Origin of the sequence: Dryocola clanedunensis (genome assembly GCF_038405435.1) — a bacterium.
Taxonomy (GTDB): Bacteria; Pseudomonadota; Gammaproteobacteria; order Enterobacterales; family Enterobacteriaceae; genus Dryocola; species Dryocola clanedunensis_A.
Map to the genome: position 1 here is coordinate 101,804 of NZ_JBBYHZ010000011.1, position 21,322 is coordinate 123,125.

14 protein-coding genes and 1 tRNA gene are annotated in these 21,322 nt (G+C 46.4%); 6 read left to right on the forward strand and 9 right to left on the reverse strand.

Annotation, left to right across the window (positions count from 1 at the left end):
- Positions 1-27: 27 nt before the first annotated feature.
- The 3 genes from ahr to AAE045_RS19375 all read right to left on the reverse strand — a co-directional run bounded on the left by ahr (position 28) and on the right by AAE045_RS19375 (position 2,823).
- Entirely contained in the window at positions 28-1,047 is a 1,020-nt protein-coding gene (ahr, locus tag AAE045_RS19365) for an NADPH-dependent aldehyde reductase Ahr (protein WP_455549106.1), read from the reverse strand.
- A 166-nt stretch (positions 1,048-1,213) separates the two neighbouring features.
- On the reverse strand, positions 1,214-1,801 hold the full coding sequence (locus tag AAE045_RS19370) for a class I SAM-dependent methyltransferase (RefSeq protein WP_455549107.1): 588 nt from the start codon (positions 1,799-1,801) through the stop codon (positions 1,214-1,216).
- Complete coding sequence (locus AAE045_RS19375) at positions 1,801-2,823, reverse strand: HNH endonuclease (RefSeq protein WP_455549108.1); 1,023 nt, start codon at positions 2,821-2,823, stop codon at positions 1,801-1,803. The genes AAE045_RS19370 and AAE045_RS19375 overlap by 1 nt, the downstream gene beginning before the upstream one ends.
- Positions 2,824-3,095: 272 nt before the next feature.
- Between AAE045_RS19375 and AAE045_RS19380 the strand changes: the two genes are divergently transcribed.
- From AAE045_RS19380 to AAE045_RS19405, 6 genes are all read left to right on the forward strand, one after another.
- Positions 3,096-3,180: transfer RNA gene (locus AAE045_RS19380), tRNA-Leu, on the forward strand.
- A 198-nt stretch (positions 3,181-3,378) separates the two neighbouring features.
- Complete coding sequence (locus AAE045_RS19385) at positions 3,379-4,632, forward strand: tyrosine-type recombinase/integrase (protein ID WP_416187200.1); 1,254 nt, start codon at positions 3,379-3,381, stop codon at positions 4,630-4,632.
- A gap of 201 nt (positions 4,633-4,833) precedes the next feature.
- Positions 4,834-5,895, forward strand: coding sequence for a nucleoid-associated protein (locus AAE045_RS19390; RefSeq protein WP_416187201.1), 1,062 nt, complete (start codon positions 4,834-4,836; stop codon positions 5,893-5,895).
- The gene (locus AAE045_RS19395) at positions 5,867-7,291 is read left to right on the forward strand and encodes a hypothetical protein (RefSeq protein WP_416187202.1); all 1,425 of its coding nucleotides are present in this window, start codon (positions 5,867-5,869) and stop codon (positions 7,289-7,291) included. The genes AAE045_RS19390 and AAE045_RS19395 overlap by 29 nt, the downstream gene beginning before the upstream one ends.
- 436 nt (positions 7,292-7,727) lie before the next feature.
- Positions 7,728-9,074: an AAA family ATPase gene (locus AAE045_RS19400; protein ID WP_313141273.1), complete on the forward strand. Its 1,347-nt coding sequence runs from the start codon at positions 7,728-7,730 to the stop codon at positions 9,072-9,074.
- The gene (locus AAE045_RS19405; RefSeq protein WP_455549109.1) at positions 9,071-9,784 is read left to right on the forward strand and encodes a hypothetical protein; all 714 of its coding nucleotides are present in this window, start codon (positions 9,071-9,073) and stop codon (positions 9,782-9,784) included. Before AAE045_RS19400 ends, AAE045_RS19405 begins: the two co-directional genes overlap by 4 nt.
- A gap of 357 nt (positions 9,785-10,141) precedes the next feature.
- On the opposite strand, the gene AAE045_RS19410 is transcribed toward AAE045_RS19405, so the two are convergent.
- From AAE045_RS19410 to AAE045_RS19435, 6 genes are read right to left on the reverse strand one after another with little or no spacing between them, the layout of a single operon-like run.
- Positions 10,142-10,855: a M48 family metallopeptidase gene (locus AAE045_RS19410; protein WP_313141269.1), complete on the reverse strand. Its 714-nt coding sequence runs from the start codon at positions 10,853-10,855 to the stop codon at positions 10,142-10,144.
- Entirely contained in the window at positions 10,855-13,950 is a 3,096-nt protein-coding gene (locus tag AAE045_RS19415; RefSeq protein ID WP_455549110.1) for a type I restriction endonuclease subunit R, read from the reverse strand. Before AAE045_RS19415 ends, AAE045_RS19410 begins: the two co-directional genes overlap by 1 nt.
- The gene (locus AAE045_RS19420; RefSeq protein WP_455549111.1) at positions 13,947-15,971 is read right to left on the reverse strand and encodes a DUF262 domain-containing protein; all 2,025 of its coding nucleotides are present in this window, start codon (positions 15,969-15,971) and stop codon (positions 13,947-13,949) included. The genes AAE045_RS19415 and AAE045_RS19420 overlap by 4 nt, the downstream gene beginning before the upstream one ends.
- Complete coding sequence (locus AAE045_RS19425; RefSeq protein WP_455549112.1) at positions 15,964-17,397, reverse strand: DUF262 domain-containing protein; 1,434 nt, start codon at positions 17,395-17,397, stop codon at positions 15,964-15,966. Before AAE045_RS19425 ends, AAE045_RS19420 begins: the two co-directional genes overlap by 8 nt.
- A complete protein-coding gene (locus AAE045_RS19430; RefSeq protein WP_455549113.1) occupies positions 17,394-18,692 on the reverse strand; it encodes a restriction endonuclease subunit S in 1,299 nt (432 codons plus the stop codon). Before AAE045_RS19430 ends, AAE045_RS19425 begins: the two co-directional genes overlap by 4 nt.
- Positions 18,692-21,154, reverse strand: a complete 2,463-nt coding sequence (locus AAE045_RS19435) for a type I restriction-modification system subunit M (protein ID WP_455549114.1) — start codon at positions 21,152-21,154, stop codon at positions 18,692-18,694. Before AAE045_RS19435 ends, AAE045_RS19430 begins: the two co-directional genes overlap by 1 nt.
- Positions 21,155-21,322 lie beyond the last annotated feature (168 nt).

Consider the following 21,322-nt stretch of genomic DNA (forward strand, 5'->3'; position numbering starts at 1 on the left):
AAGGCCCCTTATCGGGGCCTCATCGCATCAGAAATCGGCTTTTAACACCACGCGGTAACGGGCCTTGCCGTCACGCACATGCTGAATCGCCTCTTTGATTTTCGACATCGGGAACAGCTCAATCTGCGGCTGCACCTTGGCGCGGCCCGCCAGCTTCATCAGCGAGCGCAGCTCGTGTGGGGAGCCGGTTGCCGAGCCGGAGACGCTGCGGTCGCCGGAGATCAGCGTAAAGGCAGGCACCTGGAACGGCGTCATCACCGCGCCGACGCTGTGGAAGTTGCCGCCCCAGGCCAGCGCCTGGAAGTACGGCATCCAGTCTAAATCGACGTTAACGGTGTTGATGATCAGATCGAACTGGCCCGCTAGCGCGTTTAACGCTTCCGGATCGCGGCTGTTCACCACTTTATCCGCGCCCATCTTCAGCACTTCTTCTTTCTTCGACGGGTTAGAGCTGAACGCCGTCACCTCGCAGCCCATGGCGTGCAGCAGCTTGATGGCGATGTGCCCCAGGCCGCCGATACCGATCACGCCCACGCGGCTGGTGGCCGTCACGTGGTGCATCAGCAGCGGTTTGAATACGGTAATGCCGCCGCACAGCAGCGGACCGGCGGACTCGATATCAATGGATTCCGGCAGCGGAATGGCCCACTGCCAGTTGGCGCGGATTTTATCGGCGAAGCCACCGCGATTCATGATTGTCGGCACGCTGCCTTCCTGGCAGTTAACCTGGTTACCGCTGATACAGGCATCGCAGTGCCCGCAGCTGCGCGCCGTCCAGCCAATGCCCACGCGCTGCCCGACCTTCAGCCCTTTATCCTGAGCGGCGCTGCCCAGCGCATGCACGCGGCCAATCACCTCGTGGCCCGGCACCAGCGGATACTGGGAGAAGCCCCATTCGTTATCGATCATCGACAGGTCGGAATGGCAGACACCGCAGTACTCCACCTTGACTTCAACGTCCTCTGGCAGCAGTTCGCCCGCGTCTAACTCGTGAAGCTCCAGTTCGGCACCGGCCTCGGCTGCCGCGTAACTTTTGATAATGGACATGTGGTTTCCTTAAGCGAAGGTTCAGTCTGGAAGTGTAGAACATGGGGAGCGCGGAGGGTGATCACGTAATGTGCTGTCTGGAGGATTCGGAATTTGTTGGGCGCCGTGGGGGATAACACCACGACGCCTTTGTAGGGTGGAAAAGCGTAAGCGTCTTCCACCGGGATCAGGTGGGGCCAGGCTTCTGCAAAATGGCATTCAGCCACACTTCATCCCTGTCCGGGCGTTTGTCCTGAGTGGTCCAAAGTTCGACAACCTGTATCTCCGGAATGCCGCTCAACACCGCGCCCAGGCCTGCCTCATTCATATCGGTGAACCGCCGCCCATCTTTTTCGCGCTCGCTATTCCCGTATTTGAATGACACATACCAGACGCCGCCTGGCTTAAGCGCATCCGCCAGCTTCTGCATTACGGCGGGCAGCCCGGCGGCAGGGACGTGCAGCAGGGAAGCACAGCACCAGATGCCGTCGTAAATATTGCAGGCGCTTACCTCCCCGAACGACATCAGCTCAACGGGCAGACCCGTATGCTGGCGCGCCAGCGCAACCATCCCGGAAGATGCGTCAAAAGCATCCACCTGATAGCCCATTTCATGAAATGCCTTCGCATCGCGCCCGGAACCACAGCCCGCATCCAGCACCCGGCTGCCCGGCGGCAGGTGGCGCGTGAAGGAGTCATACAGTGATGCCATATCGACATTCACCGTGCCGTCGAAAAAGGTCTGAGCGTGGGTCTGGTAGTAGTTAATGGTCATCAGAGAATAATGTTCCCGTTAGCGGCTGGTTTCCAGGGCTGGCTGGTGCCGATTTTCGCTTCGTTCCAGCGGGCGTTCAGAAAGCCTTTGCGCAGGGCCTCGTTTCTGCCCGTCTGGTTTTCAATCGCTTCATGCAGCGGCAGCCTGCTGTTAATAAAGTATTCGTTACGGGTATGCAGCCGTTCAAGCAGTTCCAGATTAGGGATTTGCGCGTGCTTGCCGTTCGGGCCGCGATTGCACTCCCGACAGGCCAGCACGAGGTTCCAGACGCCGTTAAGGTTAATGCCCGGCAGCGCTTTCTGCGTCATCAGCGGGATAAAGTGGTCCACCTCCGCCAGCTGGGCATCCCCGGAATGCAGGCTAACGGGCGCGCTACAGTAAAAACAGTAGCCCTTCTGGTAGCCGTTAAGGCTGTTGCGGCAGCTGGTGAGGGTAATCCTGTCGTTCCTGAGCTTCGTGAACAGCACTTCCTGCTGTGCGTCGTAGTGCACATCCAGCAGCTTAGGCGGCAGCGCCATCTCCCAGGCCTTCTCTACCAGGCGCCAGCGCGCATCGGTTTCCTGCACCAGATTCTGAAACTGCGCGGATTCAGCCAGCTGATAAAACTCGTCCGTCAGCAAAATGCCCTTCTGCGCGCCGCCCTGCTTCAGGTAAAAGCGCTTCTCAATAGCGCCGCCCTTCACGTTGTGAAACTTATCCAGCACCACAGAGAAGCCGTAGCGCACGGTCATCTGCCGAAGCTCCTCTGGCGAGATCTCGCCGTTGTTGAACTGCATGCAGGCGCTTAAAAACTTGCCGGGATTCTTCTCGTTGAGGATCTGCTTCGGTGCCTGTTTGAGGTGTTCACAGATATGCTTGCTGAACGGCACGGCCAGATCTTCGAGCAGGACAAGCGTGCTGTGCCGTTCCACATCATAAAGCGCATGCGCGAGAGCAAATTTGTAAGTTGCGAAGTTGCTTCCAAAAAGGATCACACCGCGCCAGTAGCTTTCAAGCGTGGGGTCGGCCTGATAAAAACGCATACACCTGTCCTGGTTGTCCGGCAAAGCAGAGGGGGAGTGGGTTACTGAAACCCGTAACGGGATCACATAACAAATGAAAGGTGATGTAAACCGAACAACGATAGATTTAGTGAATTTGTGATACAGAACGGCGACGGGCAGACGTGCAGGGCCAGACAAAGGATTGAACCGCCGCTGTTTTTTTCAGCACTCAGCGAGGGAAGGGAAGAGCGGCGCTTGCAAGGTAGCCAGCGACAGGTATAATCCACAACGTTTTCCGCATACCTCTTCGTGCCGAAGTGGCGAAATCGGTAGACGCAGTTGATTCAAAATCAACCGTTGAAAGACGTGCCGGTTCGAGTCCGGCCTTCGGCACCATTAGTATGTAAATAGACCTCAACTGAGGTCTTTTTTTATATCTAAAATCCAGTCCCCGCAAGGCTTCCCTCGCTTTTTCAGTCAACATAAGTCAACCTGATTCAATCTACATCAACTTACTGATGTGGGTACAAATGCGGGTATATCCCGGTTCGATAATGTTTGTACCCATACAGAACCCTTGAAAGGATACTCAACATGGCTCTGAGTGATGTGAAGGTTCGTACGGCTAAGCCTGAAGCAAAAGCCTATAAGCTTACCGATGGTGACGGGATGGTTTTGCTGGTTCATCCTAACGGCTCAAAATACTGGCGGCTACGCTATCGCTTTGGCGGCAAAGAAAAGATGCTAGCGTTGGGGAAATACCCTGAAGTGTCATTGGCTGATGCCCGGGCACGGCGCGACGAAGCCCGTAAGCATCTAGCTAACGGTGTAGATCCTAGTGAGAACAAGAAAGCCGTTCAGGTAGAGCAGGAACAAGAAGCGATAACTTTTGAAGTGGTAGCTAGAGACTGGCACGCCAGCAATCAGAAGTGGTCTCCATCACACAGTGCTAGAGTGTTGAAAAGTCTGGAAGACAATTTATTTGCCGCAGTAGGGAAGCGAAATATAGTAGATATTGGTACTCGCGATTTACTGGTTCCAATTAAAGCTGTGGAGAAGTCAGGACGTCTTGAAGTAGCTGCGCGTCTTCAACAGCGAACAACGGCAATAATGCGCTTTGCGGTACAGAACGGTTTAATCGATTACAACCCCGCACAAGATATTGCTGGAGCGATAGCTACTGCTAAACGGCAGCATCGCGCTGCGCTAGACCTCAGTCGTATTCCTGAATTGCTTCATCGTATTGATACATATACTGGAAGAGCATTAACTAGGCTGGCTGTGGAACTCACGCTGTTAGTTTTCATTCGTTCAAGCGAACTGCGTTTTGCGCGCTGGTCAGAAGTGAATTTTGAAACCGCTATGTGGACGATTCCGGGAGAGCGTGAACCACTGGAAGGCGTTAAACATTCTCAGCGTGGTTCAAAGATGCGGACGCCTCATCTTGTTCCCTTGTCGCGTCAAGCTCTCGCCATTTTGGAAAAGATCAAAAGCATGAGTGGAAACCGTGAGCTGATTTTCGTTGGCGATCACGATCCACGTAAGCCGATGAGTGAGAATACAGTGAATAAAGCACTGAGGGTTATGGGTTACGACACGAAGATTGAAGTATGTGGTCATGGTTTCAGAACCATGGCCTGTAGTTCACTGATTGAGTCGGGATTGTGGTCGAAGGATGCGGTAGAACGGCAGATGAGTCATCAGGAGCGTAACTCTGTGCGTGCGGCTTACATTCATAAGGCCGAGCATCTGGGGGAGCGCAGGCTAATGCTGCAGTGGTGGGCTGATTATCTTGATGCTAATCGGGAGAAGGCGGTGAGTCCGTTTGATTTTGCCAGAAAACCTTGAGAAATCATATTGAACCCGGTGGCTAATGCCACCGGGTTCATATTTTTATTATTTTATTTTGACGTATATTCTGTCCTGCGAGAGCATAAGATAAACAACCAAAGTTTAACTATCCAATGCTAGATTCGTGCCCCGAATCGCTCTACGCTTAGGTAAAGTGACTTATGCTAATAAATAAAAACACTATCTTGGGAACTGAATATGAGTTTTTTAACGGATGAAGAAATCAACGCATTATCAATAAAAAAGATGATTTTTCATGTGGTTGGCGGGGAATTGGAAATTCCTGTTTTACTTAGTGAAATTTCGCCCCCGGCGCATGTTGATTTCTTTCTGGAACGGATTAAATCTGCACTGAGTGGCAATATGTTCCATTTCAAGGAATTATCCAATACAGAACGAATCCTTAGGATCATCAGGGACCATGCAGACACCGATACCACCTGTTTTACTGAGCAATCCACCTTATTGGCAAGCGATTTCCAGTCTCACCATCATACGAAGAATGCCAGTATGGGCGTTTTTTTCCTTTTCGAACTTCATACCCTCAGCGATGAGAAACTGTATGCGCTAATTAAATATGATAATGAAGATGTGGTTCGTTATGTGCTGGATGCTGAAGGAGATGAGTTTCAGGTCCCAAAACTCGAACGTTTTCGTGAGAGTTTCGTAAAAAAAGCCGAAGCCATGCAGAAGATTGCACTGGTACGCCTGAATGAAGGTTTTCCGGGTGGGCTAGTTGTCGTACGAGATCGCAGCAAACGTACCAACATCTCTGTCTATTTTGAACGCTTTCTGCAGGTCAAGCGCGTCAATGACCCAACTGATCTCAGCGATAAACTGGTTACCGTATTAAAAGATGTCTACAAGAAACATCGTAACTTACTACCTGAAGAGATCAAGCGCAGCGGCGTTAACAAAATTTATGAAACTTTACGCCATGGCGAGCAGGACTTTAACACTGATGAAGCACTTCCCTTGCTGACCCAGATTTTTGGTCCCCTAGAAGAAGATCACGCTCTGGTTAAGTATTTTTTCCGTAAGATAAAGGACTTAGGAATTTCGGGTGAATCTTTCCGCATCATTCCGGATAACATCCAGAAGCCACGTAAAAGAAAACTGGAAACTCTTGAAGATGTTATCGTTATCTACGATGAAGAGAATGCGCCAATAGTCGAAACTATGGAAGACGGGCGAAAACGAATTGTAATTGTGACGGCAGGGCTTGTGACAGATGACATCGATACTGGAAAAAATCGGTAAGGCAATAGACCACTCACGTCATTCATCTGACCTGGTGATCACGGAGGACCATCAGCTGTCCATCCGTAAATTATTTATTTCCGGCACAATGGATAATGAATCCCTTGAGCTATGGGGAGAAGTAGTGGATGCATATGCAGAAGATCTCAGGATTATTTTTGTCGATGAGAGCCGGGATGTTATTCACCCAAGAGAGGGGATATCAGGCCAGAAACACTACATCACCATTACCTGTAATGAGCTCCCGGGGATACTGAGGCTCTTCACCTTCGAGGGGTGGCGAACTTTTTTACTTCAAGACAACAAACTCTGTGAGTATAAATATATTTATGGACTGTTTATTACTGAAGAATTTCAGACACTTTGCTGGTCTGTACTCCCGTGGAAAGAGATGCTACCGGTTCAGACTAGTTGCAATAATACAGCCAAAAAAACCTCAGTAACAAAAAGCATCATCAAATGTTATTCAACAGCATTTCTACCTCCGGATGCCATTGCCCCTTGGATACTTGAAACTTCAGGGAAAACAGCTGATGAAGCATTAACGCTATGGAAATCAATTGGATGTCGCGAGTTATTGAAATGTTTTGCGAATGAGCTTTTTTCTGCTGAAAAAATGATGGTAGGGCTTGCCGGTAAGCCGCCAAGAAAAATAGCATTTGGCGATGAAACCTTAGCGCTACCTTCTTTTGATATTATTCAGGAGGCGGCAAAGTGGATTTTCTTGGAGGGAAATGAAACAGAGCTCAAACATACGTTTCTATCCAGCGAATTGGCCAGAGAGTGGCCTGCAGATGTTGACTTCTGTGAGGGTATAATGCTCCGTCTCCCTTCTGCACTAGAGTCAGCGCGGTTATTGTACAAGGCACATATTCGGAGTGGTAGTAAAGACACTATGAAATCCTTGGGAGATTTGCGGAAAACGCTGACTGAAGATACACAAAAGATTATTCAGCAATCCCGAGAATTATCTTCCACTCTTTGGAAAGATATGGCTCTTGTCATTAGTGTCCTGGTCGTTCGTTACAGTCTGGATGCTGCCAAATCAGCTGGGTTACAAAAGGTCTACGCCTTGGTTTTTTGTGGCATTGCAATTTATATCGTTATCTCGTATGGAATGTCTGTCTATATCAACAGGCAAACTATTTCACTGCTTGAAAGAGTAAGAACGACATGGCGCACTAAGTTATATGGATTTCTGGATGAGCAGGACTATCATGAGCTAGCTAGTCGTCCCGTAAAAGATGCTATGGGGTCATATCGCCGGGTAGAAAGAATGACTTCTGCTGTCGTCATTCTTTTGGTCATAATTCTGTTAACCGCAGCAGGTAGAGAGTTTTGGTCAATCAGCACGTTTATTAAGTTTATTCATACTTGGACCAATGGCATTTTGTAAATTCCTTATCATCCTGATGCTATAAATGTCCTACGGACATTTACGGTATATTTTAGCCGGAGGTTTCTTATCGCTGAATTATTATGGTCCCATATCAACAGATATATTCGAGGAACTCCGCACCAGCGCTGGTCAGTACCAACGGATATTCCCTGAGCGCAGTAAGATCAACAAACAGATGAGTACGATCCTATATGAACAAGGCTTTGGATAGAGTTACAGTTAGCTCATGTATACAACCATGCGCAGTATCGGGATGTGTTGGAGTGGCATTATGTGGATAGCTAAGAACAGAGCGGAGAAGTCTCCTTGATGACTTACTCTGTAATTTGAGATGGGACGCATTTTGTAACATTAGCAGTAGGGTTTCAACCTTTTATTCATTAAATACCCATAAATACTATGGATATAAATATTTATCAGGAGAGAGAGGGTTATGACTGTAGTTAATACCGTGCAGTTCAAAACTTGGCATGGGGACTTGAAGCATATAGAGCTGCTGCATCCAGAAAGAGAACTCCTGGGGCATGGTTTTGAAATGTCATTGATAACGGGGGAAAATGGTTCTTACAAGAGTACGCTTCTCAATAAAATTGTATCTGACTTGGTGGTTAGCTCGAAGCCTGTAGGCATCAACAACGACCAAAGTCACATGAATCCCGTTCAACTTTTGTGCATATCAGGTTCATTGGCCGATCGCTTTCCACAGAAAGAATTATCCAGTGGGGTGCATACTGCTTTTGATGTACCTCACTATACCTATTTTGGACAGCGTGTTTTCTCGAACCTTTTGAGTAAAAAAGCACCCCTGGAAACAATGCTTAGTTATGCGCTTTGCCCTAGCCGCATAGAGCGTTATAAATGGCAGTTTTTTTCTGCTGCGCACAAATATGCGGGTATTTATCCTTCAATCAATTATGTTTTGAATTCACGGGTTACTAAGCGTCAAGAACTTGCAAATTTACGTAATGAGATTGAGAGAAAAACACCTGATAGTGATTCAGCTCGCGCATCATCAAGATCTTTACCAGATGTGTCATATGCGACTGCTCAATGGCTGCTAGCTGAGTTTAGTCATGAGGAATTTAGAGACCTTGAAAACTTGTTAACGACTGGTAAACGGAGGGTAGAGTTAACTATTGACAGTGATGGACCTCATTGCAGTCAAGTAAGCTCAAATGTTTTGCGGCTAGGTCTTCTTACTGACTTACTGAGTTTGGCTGAAGTAAAAATCAACAAAATACGCTCAGGAGAAACCTTTTCAATATATGAATTGAGCTCCGGGGAGTTCCACATGTTTACCACTATAATGGGAATTGGTTTTACACTTGTGGATTCAGCAGTACTACTCATTGATGAACCTGAAAATAATCTTCACCCACAATGGCAACGAGATTTAATGTCGTCTGTATACGACATATGTGAAAAAGTTATGACTGAAGGCCATCTTATTGTATCTACTCATTCGCCACTAATTGTAGGCTCCGCGCTTGAAGGAAGCACCTTAGTGGATTTAACGGATGAAGAAGCCCAGTTAAGAATCGTAAGCTACGGTGCATCATCAGATGAGTTACTCTTATCCCAATTCGGTGTTGGGTCCAGTCGTAATAGGGTTGTTGTTGATACTGTACAGCGTGCTATATCATTTGTGGAACGAGGTGATTTTAATAATCCTGAGTTTGAGTTAATGACTCCGAAACTACAGTATATTCGGGATTCGTTGACACTAGAGGATCCGATGATTGATATTATAAATGCGCTTCTTGAAAAGGATCCAGTGTGATTAATATCGGGTTTGAGAGAATTGAGCCAGTACCGAATTATCCGGATGGTACAAGTGCAGCTACTTTATCCGGTCTTACGTGGAGTTCTGGTACTAATCAAGTTAGTAGCTTCAAAGTAGGTATAAAAAAAGCACTTAGGAAATCACAATTCGCACGTTGTTGTTTTTGTCGGCGCCTCATGTACCATGACTATGCAACACATATTGAGCATTTTGTGGATAAGGGCGGATATCCTGCTTACACATTTGAGATTCGAAACCTAGCACTGGCTTGTGGAACATGCAACACAAATAAAAATGGCTATTTCTCTACATGGGCAAAGCGGTTTTCAAAGCGTTATATGATACGTGGAATTCCCTATAATGCTTATTGTCCTGTTTTGAAAAATCAGATATTGGGCAATGTAAATTTTCCAACTAGCTCTGCGGAGTTTCGGTGGGTCAACCCGTATGTTCACAACTATTCGGAACATATTGAAATTAAAAAAGGATGGTTTTTTCATGGTAAGACCCCCGAGGGAAAACGGACTATTCGCGGCGTAAAGCTCAATGATGTTGGAGTGGTAGAAAAGCGCGCACTATCCGAGCGCTTAGAAGCACGTGGTGGAAAGCTTTCCATGTTGGTTGGTGCTTTGGGAGAGTTAGAACAACACAGAGCACGAGATGTAGTCGAAGTTGTAGTGGCAGCAATTAAGCGTCGCCGACAATAAAAGTACTATTCGCGATCATAACCTACGTGAAAAATTTATAAAAGATAGTTACCAATAACTTGTGGCTAGCAAGTTATTGGCATGTTATTTGCGTTTTGGGTAGGATATTCGCCAGGTGGATGTAAATTTGTACGAATGAGAAGAGAGTAAATATCAAATCTTTACAACTCACTAAAGAGCAAAAAATTTCCCCTATAGAGCTCAACTATACTCACAAAACCTCGGGCTAAAAAGGCTAGTCGCCGATTCTAGCTTCGATTAAATCCTATTTCAGGCTGTATGAAGTGTCGTTAGGATAAAAGGCAGAACGCATTACTATTCATTGAATAACCTTTATATCTATTATAGATATAAAGGTTAATACCCCCAATGGTTATAAGCCAAGGGCATTTTATTCAACTTAGCTCTGTGTTCGCGCCAATTTGGTAAGTACATGTTCATCAGGCCGATAAAACGCTCGTTGTGTTTACGTTCGTGAAGATGAACGAGTTCGTGGACCACAATGAATTCAAGGCATTCAGGAGGCTTTTTAACCAGTTCGAGATTGATCCAGATACGCGAAGACTGAGGGTTACAGCTACCCCACTTAGTCTTCATACGCTTGATACCAACAAAGCTCGCTTCAACCTTCATCTCGGTCTGCCATTTTGCCATTAACTTAGGCAGTCTTTGTTTCAAAATGCCACGATACCATTGGTTGAGAACTGTTTCCCGCTGGACAGTGTCGTAATGTGGGGGTACTTTCATGCGTATCCAACCGCCATTAAGTTTCACCTCGGCGGTCCTATCTACCAAAACTACATCCAGCCGATAGCCTCTTCCCCAGAGATAATGCGTTTCACCGCTGCACATCTCGCGCTCGCTCTGGCGGGGCTGAGCCTGAAATTGTGCTTGCTGCTGTCGGATCCATACCAGCCTTCTTACTACAGCCATCCTAATAGCGGTGTCTGACAGTGAGATGGGGGCCGATACCCTTACTCGGCCATCCGGAGGCAGTACGCTGATATGCAGGTTTTTAATTTTTTTACGCTGTAAATCCACAGTGAGCTCACCAAAGGTAACCAATGGCATCAGCGGTACTCCTTTTGTGCCTTCACCAGAGCCATAACATCCGCGACCGTCACTGAATAATCTTTAATTTCTTCTGCGATAGCAAAGCTGATCTCGCGCTCTTTAAAACGATCCCCATACCAGTCGGCCTTTTTAGTGTGACGTACTGCAGTATCTATCTTTATAACTAACACTTCATCCTGCCCGAGGTTGTCATACAACGCTTTCTTGGCGAGGGTATCAATACTTGCTGGATAAGTACTTTTACTACCTGACTGCGGATGTTTAACCTGCTTCGCCAGTTCACGTACGTGCTCCAGATACTCCTGATAGGAGATCGCCTGTTGACGACGAAGTGCGATCAGTTCATCAAGCAACACCGACATTTTTTCGTAGTATTTCGGGTTGACTGGGTTTTCATCAACAATGGTTCTGCGAACGTTATTTTCAATCGCTTCAGCCATCGCCTCCTGGTTGCCACGCATGTCGGCTGGAAGTCCATCCAGTGCTTCTTCTCCGCGTTCAATAATCAACTCAAGCAGCCCTAGTTCCTCAAAATCCATAAGGGTTTCACTAGGATCGGCATCCACCCAAAGATCCAGCATCTGCCGCATACCTGGCTCGAACTGCTTCATGTCCACGAAATCGCCACTGGCTATTTTTATTTCGTCGCGGACTTTTGTATAAAACTCAACATCTATGCGGATTTGATTTGCCTGCTGCTCGCTATAACCAGCATCTGTTAGCTCACCTGCCAGATTGGTAAAAGCGCGGATAAGCTTCGCCACGGATTGATACAATGTCAGACGTAAAGCTTCTTTCTCAGATAACTGCTCTATCGATGCTCCTGTTTCCCCACAGAAATAATGCTGATAATCAAGTTGATTGCGTGGCATTTTTACTGGTTCGCAAAGGGTGCGAACGGCATCCAGAGCACCATCAAGATCGATTTTGGCTTGTTGCAATCGATCTTTCAGTAAACCGGCTACATCTTCTTTGTCGTAGCCGTCAAAGGCTTCTGCGGTGTAGTCCTGCACTGTTTTTTCCAATGAGCGGAAAAGGTCTTTATAGTCGACAATATAGCCGTATTCTTTATCTTCACCATCCAACCGGTTAACGCGACATATCGCCTGGAAAAGGTTGTGATCGGCCATTTTCTTGTCGATATAGAGGTATGTGGCTGACGGAGCATCAAAACCAGTCAATAACTTATCAACGACTATCAGAAGGCGCATCTGGCCTGGTTCTTTGATGAAGCGTTGTTTGACCTCTTTTTCGAAATCACTCACTCGTTTGGCTGCTTCAGCCTCAGGCTGTTCAAAATACTCCGCAAGCATTTTGCGATAGATGTTGTACTTGGCCAGTTTCTCAGTCAGTCCTTCGCCGCTCTCCTCGCCTTTAATCTCACTGGCATTTGGCTGGTAGCTCGTCACAATCGCACATTTACCGGCAAAACCAGCTTCACTAAACATCTCATAGCATTTGCAGGCCTGATAGACACTGGAACAAACCAGCATGGCGTTACCACGGCCGTCGGCGAGCCGTGGTTTTTGTTCGAAATCGAGAAGGATGTCCGCGACAATCTGTTCTAGTCGCGAGCGGCTCGACAATAGCTTCTGCATTGATGCCCATTTCTGCTTGAGTTGCTGCTGGCCAAGACGAGAAAGTTTAGATGTCTTAGCATCAAACCACTGGTCGACTTTTTTCTGAGATTTGACCCGCTGATCGATGTCACGAGCTTCGTAGCGCAAGTCCAGAACAACCCCATCATTTACTGCTTCATCGAATTTATAAGTGTGGATATAAGGCCCGAAGACCTCCACTGACTTCTTCTTATCCTTCTTCATCAGTGGGGTACCGGTGAAACCAATGAATTGTGCATCTGGCAAAATGCTTGTCATTGCCGAATGTAATTTGCCGGATTGGGTTCGGTGGCACTCATCCACAAAGACGAATAATTTTCCCTTCGGGCTAAAATCGGCAGGGATATTTCGTTTCATTTGTTCGATAAAATCATCAGTGTCAGCGTCCTTGTCATCCTCCTCCTGACGACCAAATTTATGTACGAGTGAGCATATAAGCCAGGGTTTGGTTTGATTCAGGCGAGTCACCAGATCCGCGCCACTTCTGGTACGAAGGATCTGTTCTTCCACACCGTTAAACACTTTCTCGATCTGTTCATCAAGTTCTGTACGGTCGGTAATGATTAAAACTCGGCTATCGGTGATATTTTCTCTGATCCACTTTGCCAGCCAAACCATTGTCAGGCTTTTACCGCTACCCTGGGTATGCCAAATAATCCCGCCTTCATTGCGTTGAATAAACGGTTTCGTTGCAGTGACGCCAAAATATTGGTTATGACGGCAGGTTTTCTTCACTCCAGCATCGAAAACGATAAAGTCGTGGATTAATTCCAGCAGGCGCTGTTTATTGCATATCTGCGCCAGGTGACGATCAAGCATGTTGGTGTGAGATGATTCAGCGGCTTCTTTCCATTGAAGGTAATATTTCTCCGGCGTTTCGATTACGCCATAGCGAAGCCCTTCTAAATCATTACCGGCCATCACCAATTGGATGGTAGTGAAGAAGTTGCGGATGAAGGCTTTTTGCTGATTATCGAGGTTTTGGCGGATACCCTCTGAGACTGACACTGTAGAACGTTTAAGCTCAATGACACCAAGCGCAATACCGTTAACATATAGCACCAAATCCGGGCGCTTTTTATTTTCGCCGTTGTAGGTCACTTCTTCAGCTATAGCAAAATCATTGGCTTCTGGATTTTTCCAGTCGACCAACCACACTGTTTGATTCTGCTCACCTGCACCTTCTTTATCCTTTATGCCGTAGCGTAGCAGGCGATACACCTCTTTGTTTGCATCATAGAGGATACGACCTTCACCAAGGCTTGCGGCTCGATCCAGCTGCCGTAATGCTCGGGCGATTAGGACTTCTGAAACACCGCGTTTTGTTAGCCAGGCCGAAACTAAGGCAGGCTGAATGTTCCGGTTGTCTTCTCTTTTGTGCCAGTTACCAAGATAGTGATAACCGAGATGATCGGTGAATAACTGGATAACACGTTTTTGTGTCATGCGTTCACGTTGACCAACACTGTTCATAACACCTCCCTAAATACGCTATCACTACCACTGGTTAACACTGCCAGCATTTCCGCTTCGTGAGTGGCGATTTCATCTTCCCCCCACTTATTGTTCTTTTTCATCAGCTCGATCATGGCGAGCAGTTTCAGACTATCAATTTCATTCCGTTCGAGACTCGCTTCGAAGTGCTCCTGCTTTTGTTTTGGCTGGAAATTACTCAGTCGCGAATTTTTGCTGTGGCTAATCAGACAGAGATTGCCGAAGGAGTGCAACGATGTATCTGGTAATGTCCTAGAGCTATCTATGGGATGTTGAGGGTAGAAATGCTCTACTGAACTTCGGAAGGTAAATTCAAAACGTTTCACTACCTCAGCTTTATTTCTGTCACGACACCAGAGTAAGTAGTCCAGGTAATTGAATACCAGGTTGTTTGCTATCATACCAAAGCGCATCTTCTTCTGAGTCTTGTCCGACAGTACCACTGGTTGGAGAGGTGCCTCTTTACCGTAGATAATCTCAAAATATGATTTTGGTTTTTGCTCTGCCAGGAAGTTTTGAAAGATAAACGCGGAGGCGAGATGCTCCAGATAACCGAGGTACTTCCTTGCATCTATCTGGTTTTCAGCGGAATGGGCATTAAACAGATAATACAAAGCTCCATTCAACCAGTGTTTATAAACCAGAGTAGGGGTTGAAACATGGAATGCGGAAAGTAGCATCAGAATCTGTCGGTTGATGTCTACATAGCTACCATCATCTTCATTAAACGTATTGGTATAACTAGTGCTCTTCTCCGAATACCAACGTAGGCGCTTCAAACTCCAGCCATCGCTACCTTTGGCGAACTCTCGTTTTATCACGAACTGATCAAAAAGGTATTTGCATTTGAGAAGTGCAAAGACGAAATCCTGTACCGCATTAACCGGGTCATTCTGCTTTAACAGCTGGAGTTCGAACTGTTCTATTAATTGTTTGTCATCAAGTGGAACATCTACTCTGTCCTTCCCTGTTTGGCTACAGACACGCAACACATGGAGCAGGAAGTTGGAGAAGTTGATGACACTATTAAAACGCTCTGAGCTACCTTCATCTTCTTCACCTCTATCACCACTGAAGGTTGAAAATGACTTGATAATGTCAGTCAGTGTGCGGTTTGTTTGGTTCTCTCTTTTGCCAAGCTCCGAAGTTGATGGGATAAGCATGCCAGCTAGAGAATTAAAATCAGCAGGCACAAATTGCCCCCAATTTTCCTGCCCAAATAATTGATGACGTTCGGCTGGTGTAAAACCGTACTGGACATAACGTTCCATGTTGGAGCAAGCATCCCAAACTCGTGAGAGGGTGTTCAGGCTGCTCTGTCGATCTTGCTGGTCCGTTATCTCGTTGAGCACCGCCATTAGTCGTGCTTTCACAACCTCATGCTTTTCGAGTTGCTCACCTCGGTTGTTCATCACCTCAAAAAAATGATTGAGGTCGGTATCGGCAGGCACTTCTATTCGGGCAATTTGTACATGGTCGAACAGGTAGGTACAGAAATGATTTAATGACTCGCCAACTAGTTTCAAGTCGCGTAGTACCTTGCCAATAAGTTCATAGCCATTGATCAGCCCTTCGTTAAATTCCTTGCTCCGCAGTTTATGCGGTTCCACACCTTGCCAGAGTCGATCAAATGTTTCGCCAGACTTGGGCCTGCTCTCAAACCCTAAGTTAATCCCTTGGTACCAGCCCATATCCAAGGTGGATCCTGCATGTTTTTTTAACCAGTTAGCCAGAAGGGATAGGGTAGTGAAACGCTGTTGCCCGTCGATTATCTCTGCGTGCCCATCTGGACGAGTGAACACGACCAACGTACCGATGTAGTAAGTTTGAGGGTATAGGTTATGCAGGCTTTTTTGCTGGTAGTCGAGTATGTCCTGTACAAGTTGAGTGATTTCACCCTCTCCCCAGGCATAGTTACGCTGGTACATGGGGATAAGATAACGAGATGCATCGCCCAGTAATGATCTGACCGTAAAGGATGTTACCTTTGCATCACTCATAGTAGTTCATCTCCTTGAACAGCCTCACCAGCTCATCTTGCTCATAGTTACCGGTACGGCGGTTATTATTATTTTCTGAAGCCCGAATTGTGAGTAATGGTATAGATAGTACATCGCCAGGTACTCTGGCTTCTTTGATCACCCGGAACAGATTGTTATCCAGCACATACTTGTCCATGGTTGCAAGTTGTACCACTTGCTGCCGAATTCGGCATCTGTAGGCCCAGATAAAGCTTTTTTCAATCGCTGCAGATAAGGACTGCCCGCCAAATTTGTCGATATAAAAGATCAGAGCACAATCAAACATAGTGCGTATATATTGATCCCCTGTTCGATAGCGATTGCGATAGCTATTTAACGTTCTTAGTATCTGAGTTGCCATTTCACCAAGGATTACGCCCTGAATCATTAACGGCTTTTGAGTATGAGTGCTGGCATGCTCACTGGCGATAATTGCCGATACCTGTTGCTGGTAGTGTTCCGCCATTTCGAAAAAGCGTCTTCCATTGATAATCATCTGATCGAGATGGAAAGGGAAACGCATTTTCTGACCATCAATTTTGCGCTGGTATTGATTGTTATAGTCATCAACGAAATGGTGAGCCATGCGCAAAGACTCGACATAAGGGAACTGACCAATCTGATCAAGATTGATCCCCTTAAACATTCCGACTTCATCCTTACCAAAGAAACGAGCTGAATTACCTTGTGACCACTGACGCACTCTGTAGAGATAAGCTGCGAAGAGATTAGCTAAATCATCGCTAGGTAATCCCTCCCAATGGGCAACGGATGCAGCTTTCAGTTCTACCTCATGGCTGGCGAATTCACGTAGATGGAAGGCCTTAAGCAGATCGTGGGGATCCAGATCCCGCCCACGAGCATTTTGTGAATCGAAGAACTGAAATGCTTCAGAAAGATCAGTAAGTACAAAGACCACTAACTGGCAGCGGTTGAGGAGAAAATCAATATGTTGCTCGCTGAATTCTCGATGGCTAACCCTACGTTTTAGCTCCTGATAATTCTGGTACAGATTGTATTCCGATACCTGACTGGCAAAGCGTTGCCGTCCCATAAAACCTTCAACGGAGGGCTTTAGCTGGGTTAGCGCTTCCTGCAAATCCTGACGTTCCAACTCAGCAAGTCGGGTTTCGATAATGGCCCATACTGCCAGCATTAATGTCAAAGTTCGTTGCTGACCATCGACGATATCCAGTCTATGTTCTTCATTGCTCTCAGGCTGATGAAACACTACTGAGCCCAAGCGGTAGGCCGATTTATCGAGATGACTGTTTATGTCCGCAAACAGTTCGCTGATATTTTTTACCGTCCATTTATAAGGACGCTGATAGGCCGGAATGGTGATGTCAGTCAGGCTCAAAAGACCCTTGACGGACATAACTGTCTTATCAAGGGCATGTTTCATGGCTGCTGTTCCAACGGTAAACGGATACGACCGGTCAGCAGTTGCTGCATCATTCCTTGTTTTAAATCTCGGATCTTAGCGAGTTTTTGTTCCAATGCTTTGAGTTCATCGTCCATGTCTGAGAGGATACTTGCAATAGCGGTTTGTTCCTCTAAATTGGGTAATGTGACCAACACATTTTCAATGGTATGAGCATTTAAACTAGGAACACCGGATGCTTCGTTATACTGCATCCAGTCAATCATACAGAACTTGTAATAAATAAATTTTACACAAAAATCCTTTTTTATTTCAGAGTAAAATAGTGTGTCCACTGTCCAGAAAGGGGTCTCAGCATATCTGGGTTTGTCTATTGTACCTTTCCGCCCAATTAATACTGATGGTTTATCAAATAAAAAAGATGTTGCATTTCCAATCTGCCCACCAGTGGCGTAAATAGGATATTGTCCACTTGGTGATTCGACTTCTTTTTGATTTTTACCATGCTTTATCGTGAGCACATCTTTAAAAGGAACTACTTGCCAGTCCTCAGGAATAGCTCCCAATTCGCTGGGTTTATGGCCTTTGAGTGTCCCATCTGAATGCTTGGCAAATTGTGGCAGGCGAGTACGACCAGTCAGCAATTGCTGCATGGTGGCGGTTTTGATGGCCTCTTTTTTGGTGATTAACTGCTCAAGTTCAGTGATCAGGGCATCGGTATCAGATAGTACATTAGCGATAGCAGTTTGTTCGCTTTTCGTGGGAAGCGGAATTAGAAGTTTTTTTAAATGAGGCATTGAGATAGCTGGTTGGGCTCCCACGGCAGTAATATCTTCAAACTTACCTTTGGAATAGAGATCCCATAAAAACTGCCATATAAAATAAGTCTCATGTTTATTTTTGTTAACAGTGATTTTTAAAGCATTCCCAGAAAGAATACCTATTTCATGTTTAATTGGCAAAATTGCACTTGCACCGCATCTTGCACCAATTTTAGCCATCACAATATCGCCAGGTGCTACAGCACTTCTTTTTTCTTGCCGAAATTTTTCTTCATCAACAAAAATATATTCATTAGCTAGAAATTGACCAGTGGTTACAAAGCCGCTTGAAATAATAGGGATTCCACTTTTTTTATAATGTTCGGTCTTAAGATTAGAGCCAAAAGGTCCATCAACAATCCCATATTTCTTACCAGGTGGGCATACTCTTTCAAGAGAGTCATAAGTCCAGTCCTCAGGAATAACTCCGATTTCTGTGAGTTTAAACCCTGCTGGAATGGGGTTTTTATCTTGGGTTATGTTCATGTCTGCCATTATTTCCATTCTAATCCCAAAGCTTTAAGATGCGCGGTAACTGCATTTTCGAGCTGGGTAACTTTTAAAGTTAAATCGGGCAGAGTAACACTGTAACGTTCCTCTAACTCTTTCACTCGATTCGCTAGCCGTTGTGTGACACGCTCAATCTCTGCTTCCAGAGCACTAAACAGACTAGCCTGCCATTTATCCCGTACTAATAAGATTTTGATGTCGTTATCCGTTAGCTTTGGATAATGAGCAAACACTGCAAGATCCAGTTTTTCCAGTGCTTCTTTATGCGCTTTTTTGGCTTTGGTTTCAGCATCAAACAACGCCTGAGCAGTTTTCAGTACTACTTTTTCTTCTTTATCCGTGGCGACCTTAAGTCGTGCTTTAATGCTGGCAGCGGTTACTTTTTCTTTGTCGTTCATTGCGTCAGCAAGTAACCCATCTTCGCCGCTGTTCTCTTCAAGGAAGCTTTCCAGCGCTTGAACAGCTTCGTCATAAGCGACTTGTAGTTGATCGAGCTCCTGCTGCTCGGTAGTAAAATAGCGAGCCACTATCAGGGCTGGTGGCAACAGTTCAGCCTTATACTTTTTCTTACCTATTACCAGGTCCGGTGTTTCTTTGAGTTTCTCACCTTTTTCCACAACCAGTTCACGTAGCACTTTACCTGCCTGCCAGCCATCCTGACTCAGGACATAAACATCGTCCTGCATCACCTCCATCCAGTAATCCATCAGTAACTGATAGATGGCATAGTTCTCGAGCAGTGGAGTATCCGTCATAGCTTCTGAAGCATAAGCAGCGAGGAGCCGCTCGCCAATTTCTTCAATCAGCTGTTTCGGTGAGTCACCACGAGCAATTTCATCAAGCTGACAACCTTCAAACCACTTTTCAAAGGGTATTAGTGCCCCAGCTTTAAAAGAGGCAAATTCCGGATGTGCCAGGATAGTACTCTTAACTTTACCTGCCTCGACTCGGGCATTACTGTAGCCAGGACGGGCGGGTTCGAATAGATCCTGTCGTAAAGTCGGGAAAATTTTCCAGTAAGTACTAAGAGCATCGATATCGTGATCGGGAATGCCACCAGCCAAATGGCCAGAAAGGTCGTGCAGATCTTCAGGATCACTGCTGTCGATATAGCGAGGGATATTGAGGTTGAAGTCGTTGGCAGCAATTTCTGACAGCGGTACCATGCGACTGAAGCGGGGAATTTCCTGCTCACGATTAAATGCATCGACAATTTTATGGATGTCCTGGGCACGTAGGCGATTTTTATTGCCGTCCTTAATAAAGCCCTTACTGGCATCGATCATAAAGATGCCTTGCTGACTCTCGCCATTAGCATTGAAAGCTCGGAGCTGGGCATTTTCTTTATCGACGACGATGATGCATGCCGGGATACCCGTACCGTAGAATAAGTTAGCGGGCAGGCCAATGATGCCTTTGATATAACCCTGCTTGAGCAGATTTTCACGAATGCGCGCTTCAGCGTTGCCCCGGAATAGAACGCCGTGAGGCAGGATCACTGCGCCTTTACCTGTGCTCTTGAGACTCTTGATTATGTGCAACAGGAAAGCATAGTCGCCGTTCTTTTCAGGTGGAGTCCCCCAGACAAAACGGTCAAAAGTATCATTCGCAGCATTCAGCCCGCTGGTCCAGTTTTTGTTGGAGAAAGGAGGGTTGGCTACCGCAAAGTCGAATGTTTTCAGGTTGTCGTTGCCATCTTTCCAGTGTGGATCGGCCAGAGTGTTACCTTTCCAGATTTTAGCGGTGGCGTTGTCATGCAGGATCATGTTCATGCGTGCCAGTGCGCTGGTCGCATAATCCATCTCTTGGCCATAAATTGTCAGTCCCTTGGGGCCTGCTTCGTCACTTGCTTTCAACAGTAGTGATCCTGAACCACAGGTAGGGTCATAAACGGTAGCATCTTGTGGTGTCTGTTTGCTGATGCCAATCACCTTCGCCAGAATGCGTGACACCTCTGCAGGAGTATAAAACTGCCCCTTGGATTTACCTGACTCTGTAGCAAAGTGGCGCATCAGGTATTCGTACGCATCACCCAGCAGATCGTCTCCGTCAACGCGGTTGGCAGAGAGATCCAACCCTTCGAAGATTGCCACCAGCTTGGAAAGGCGGTCGATCATTTCCTTGCCTTTACCCAGCTTGTCTTCATCATTGAAGTCGGCAATGTCGATAACACCTTTCAGGTCGTTAGCTTCAGCCAGTAATCTGATGGTTTTGTTAATTTTTTCGCCAATTTCTTTGTTGCCTTTGAGAGCAACCATATCGTCGAAACTTGCACCTTCCGGCACTTCAATCATCGCGTAAGGGTTGCCCTTAGCTTTGTCAGAGACGTACTTCATAAACAGTAGGGTCAACACATAGTCTTTGTACTGTGAAGCATCCATTCCGCCACGCAACTCGTCGCAGCTCGCCCAAAGGGAGGAGTAAAGTTCGTTCTTCTTGATAGCCATATGGTGTCCGGTGAAAACAATACTGAGAACGCGACGGGGGGGGAACAAGCACCAGTGCTGAAACGCTGCCTGTCGCGTGAGAAATTAGGCGAGAGTTTACCAAGTTGGAAGCGTTGAGACTATGCCGCTGAGGGTAAAGTACGATGTAACCAGTGTATTTTAACTTGG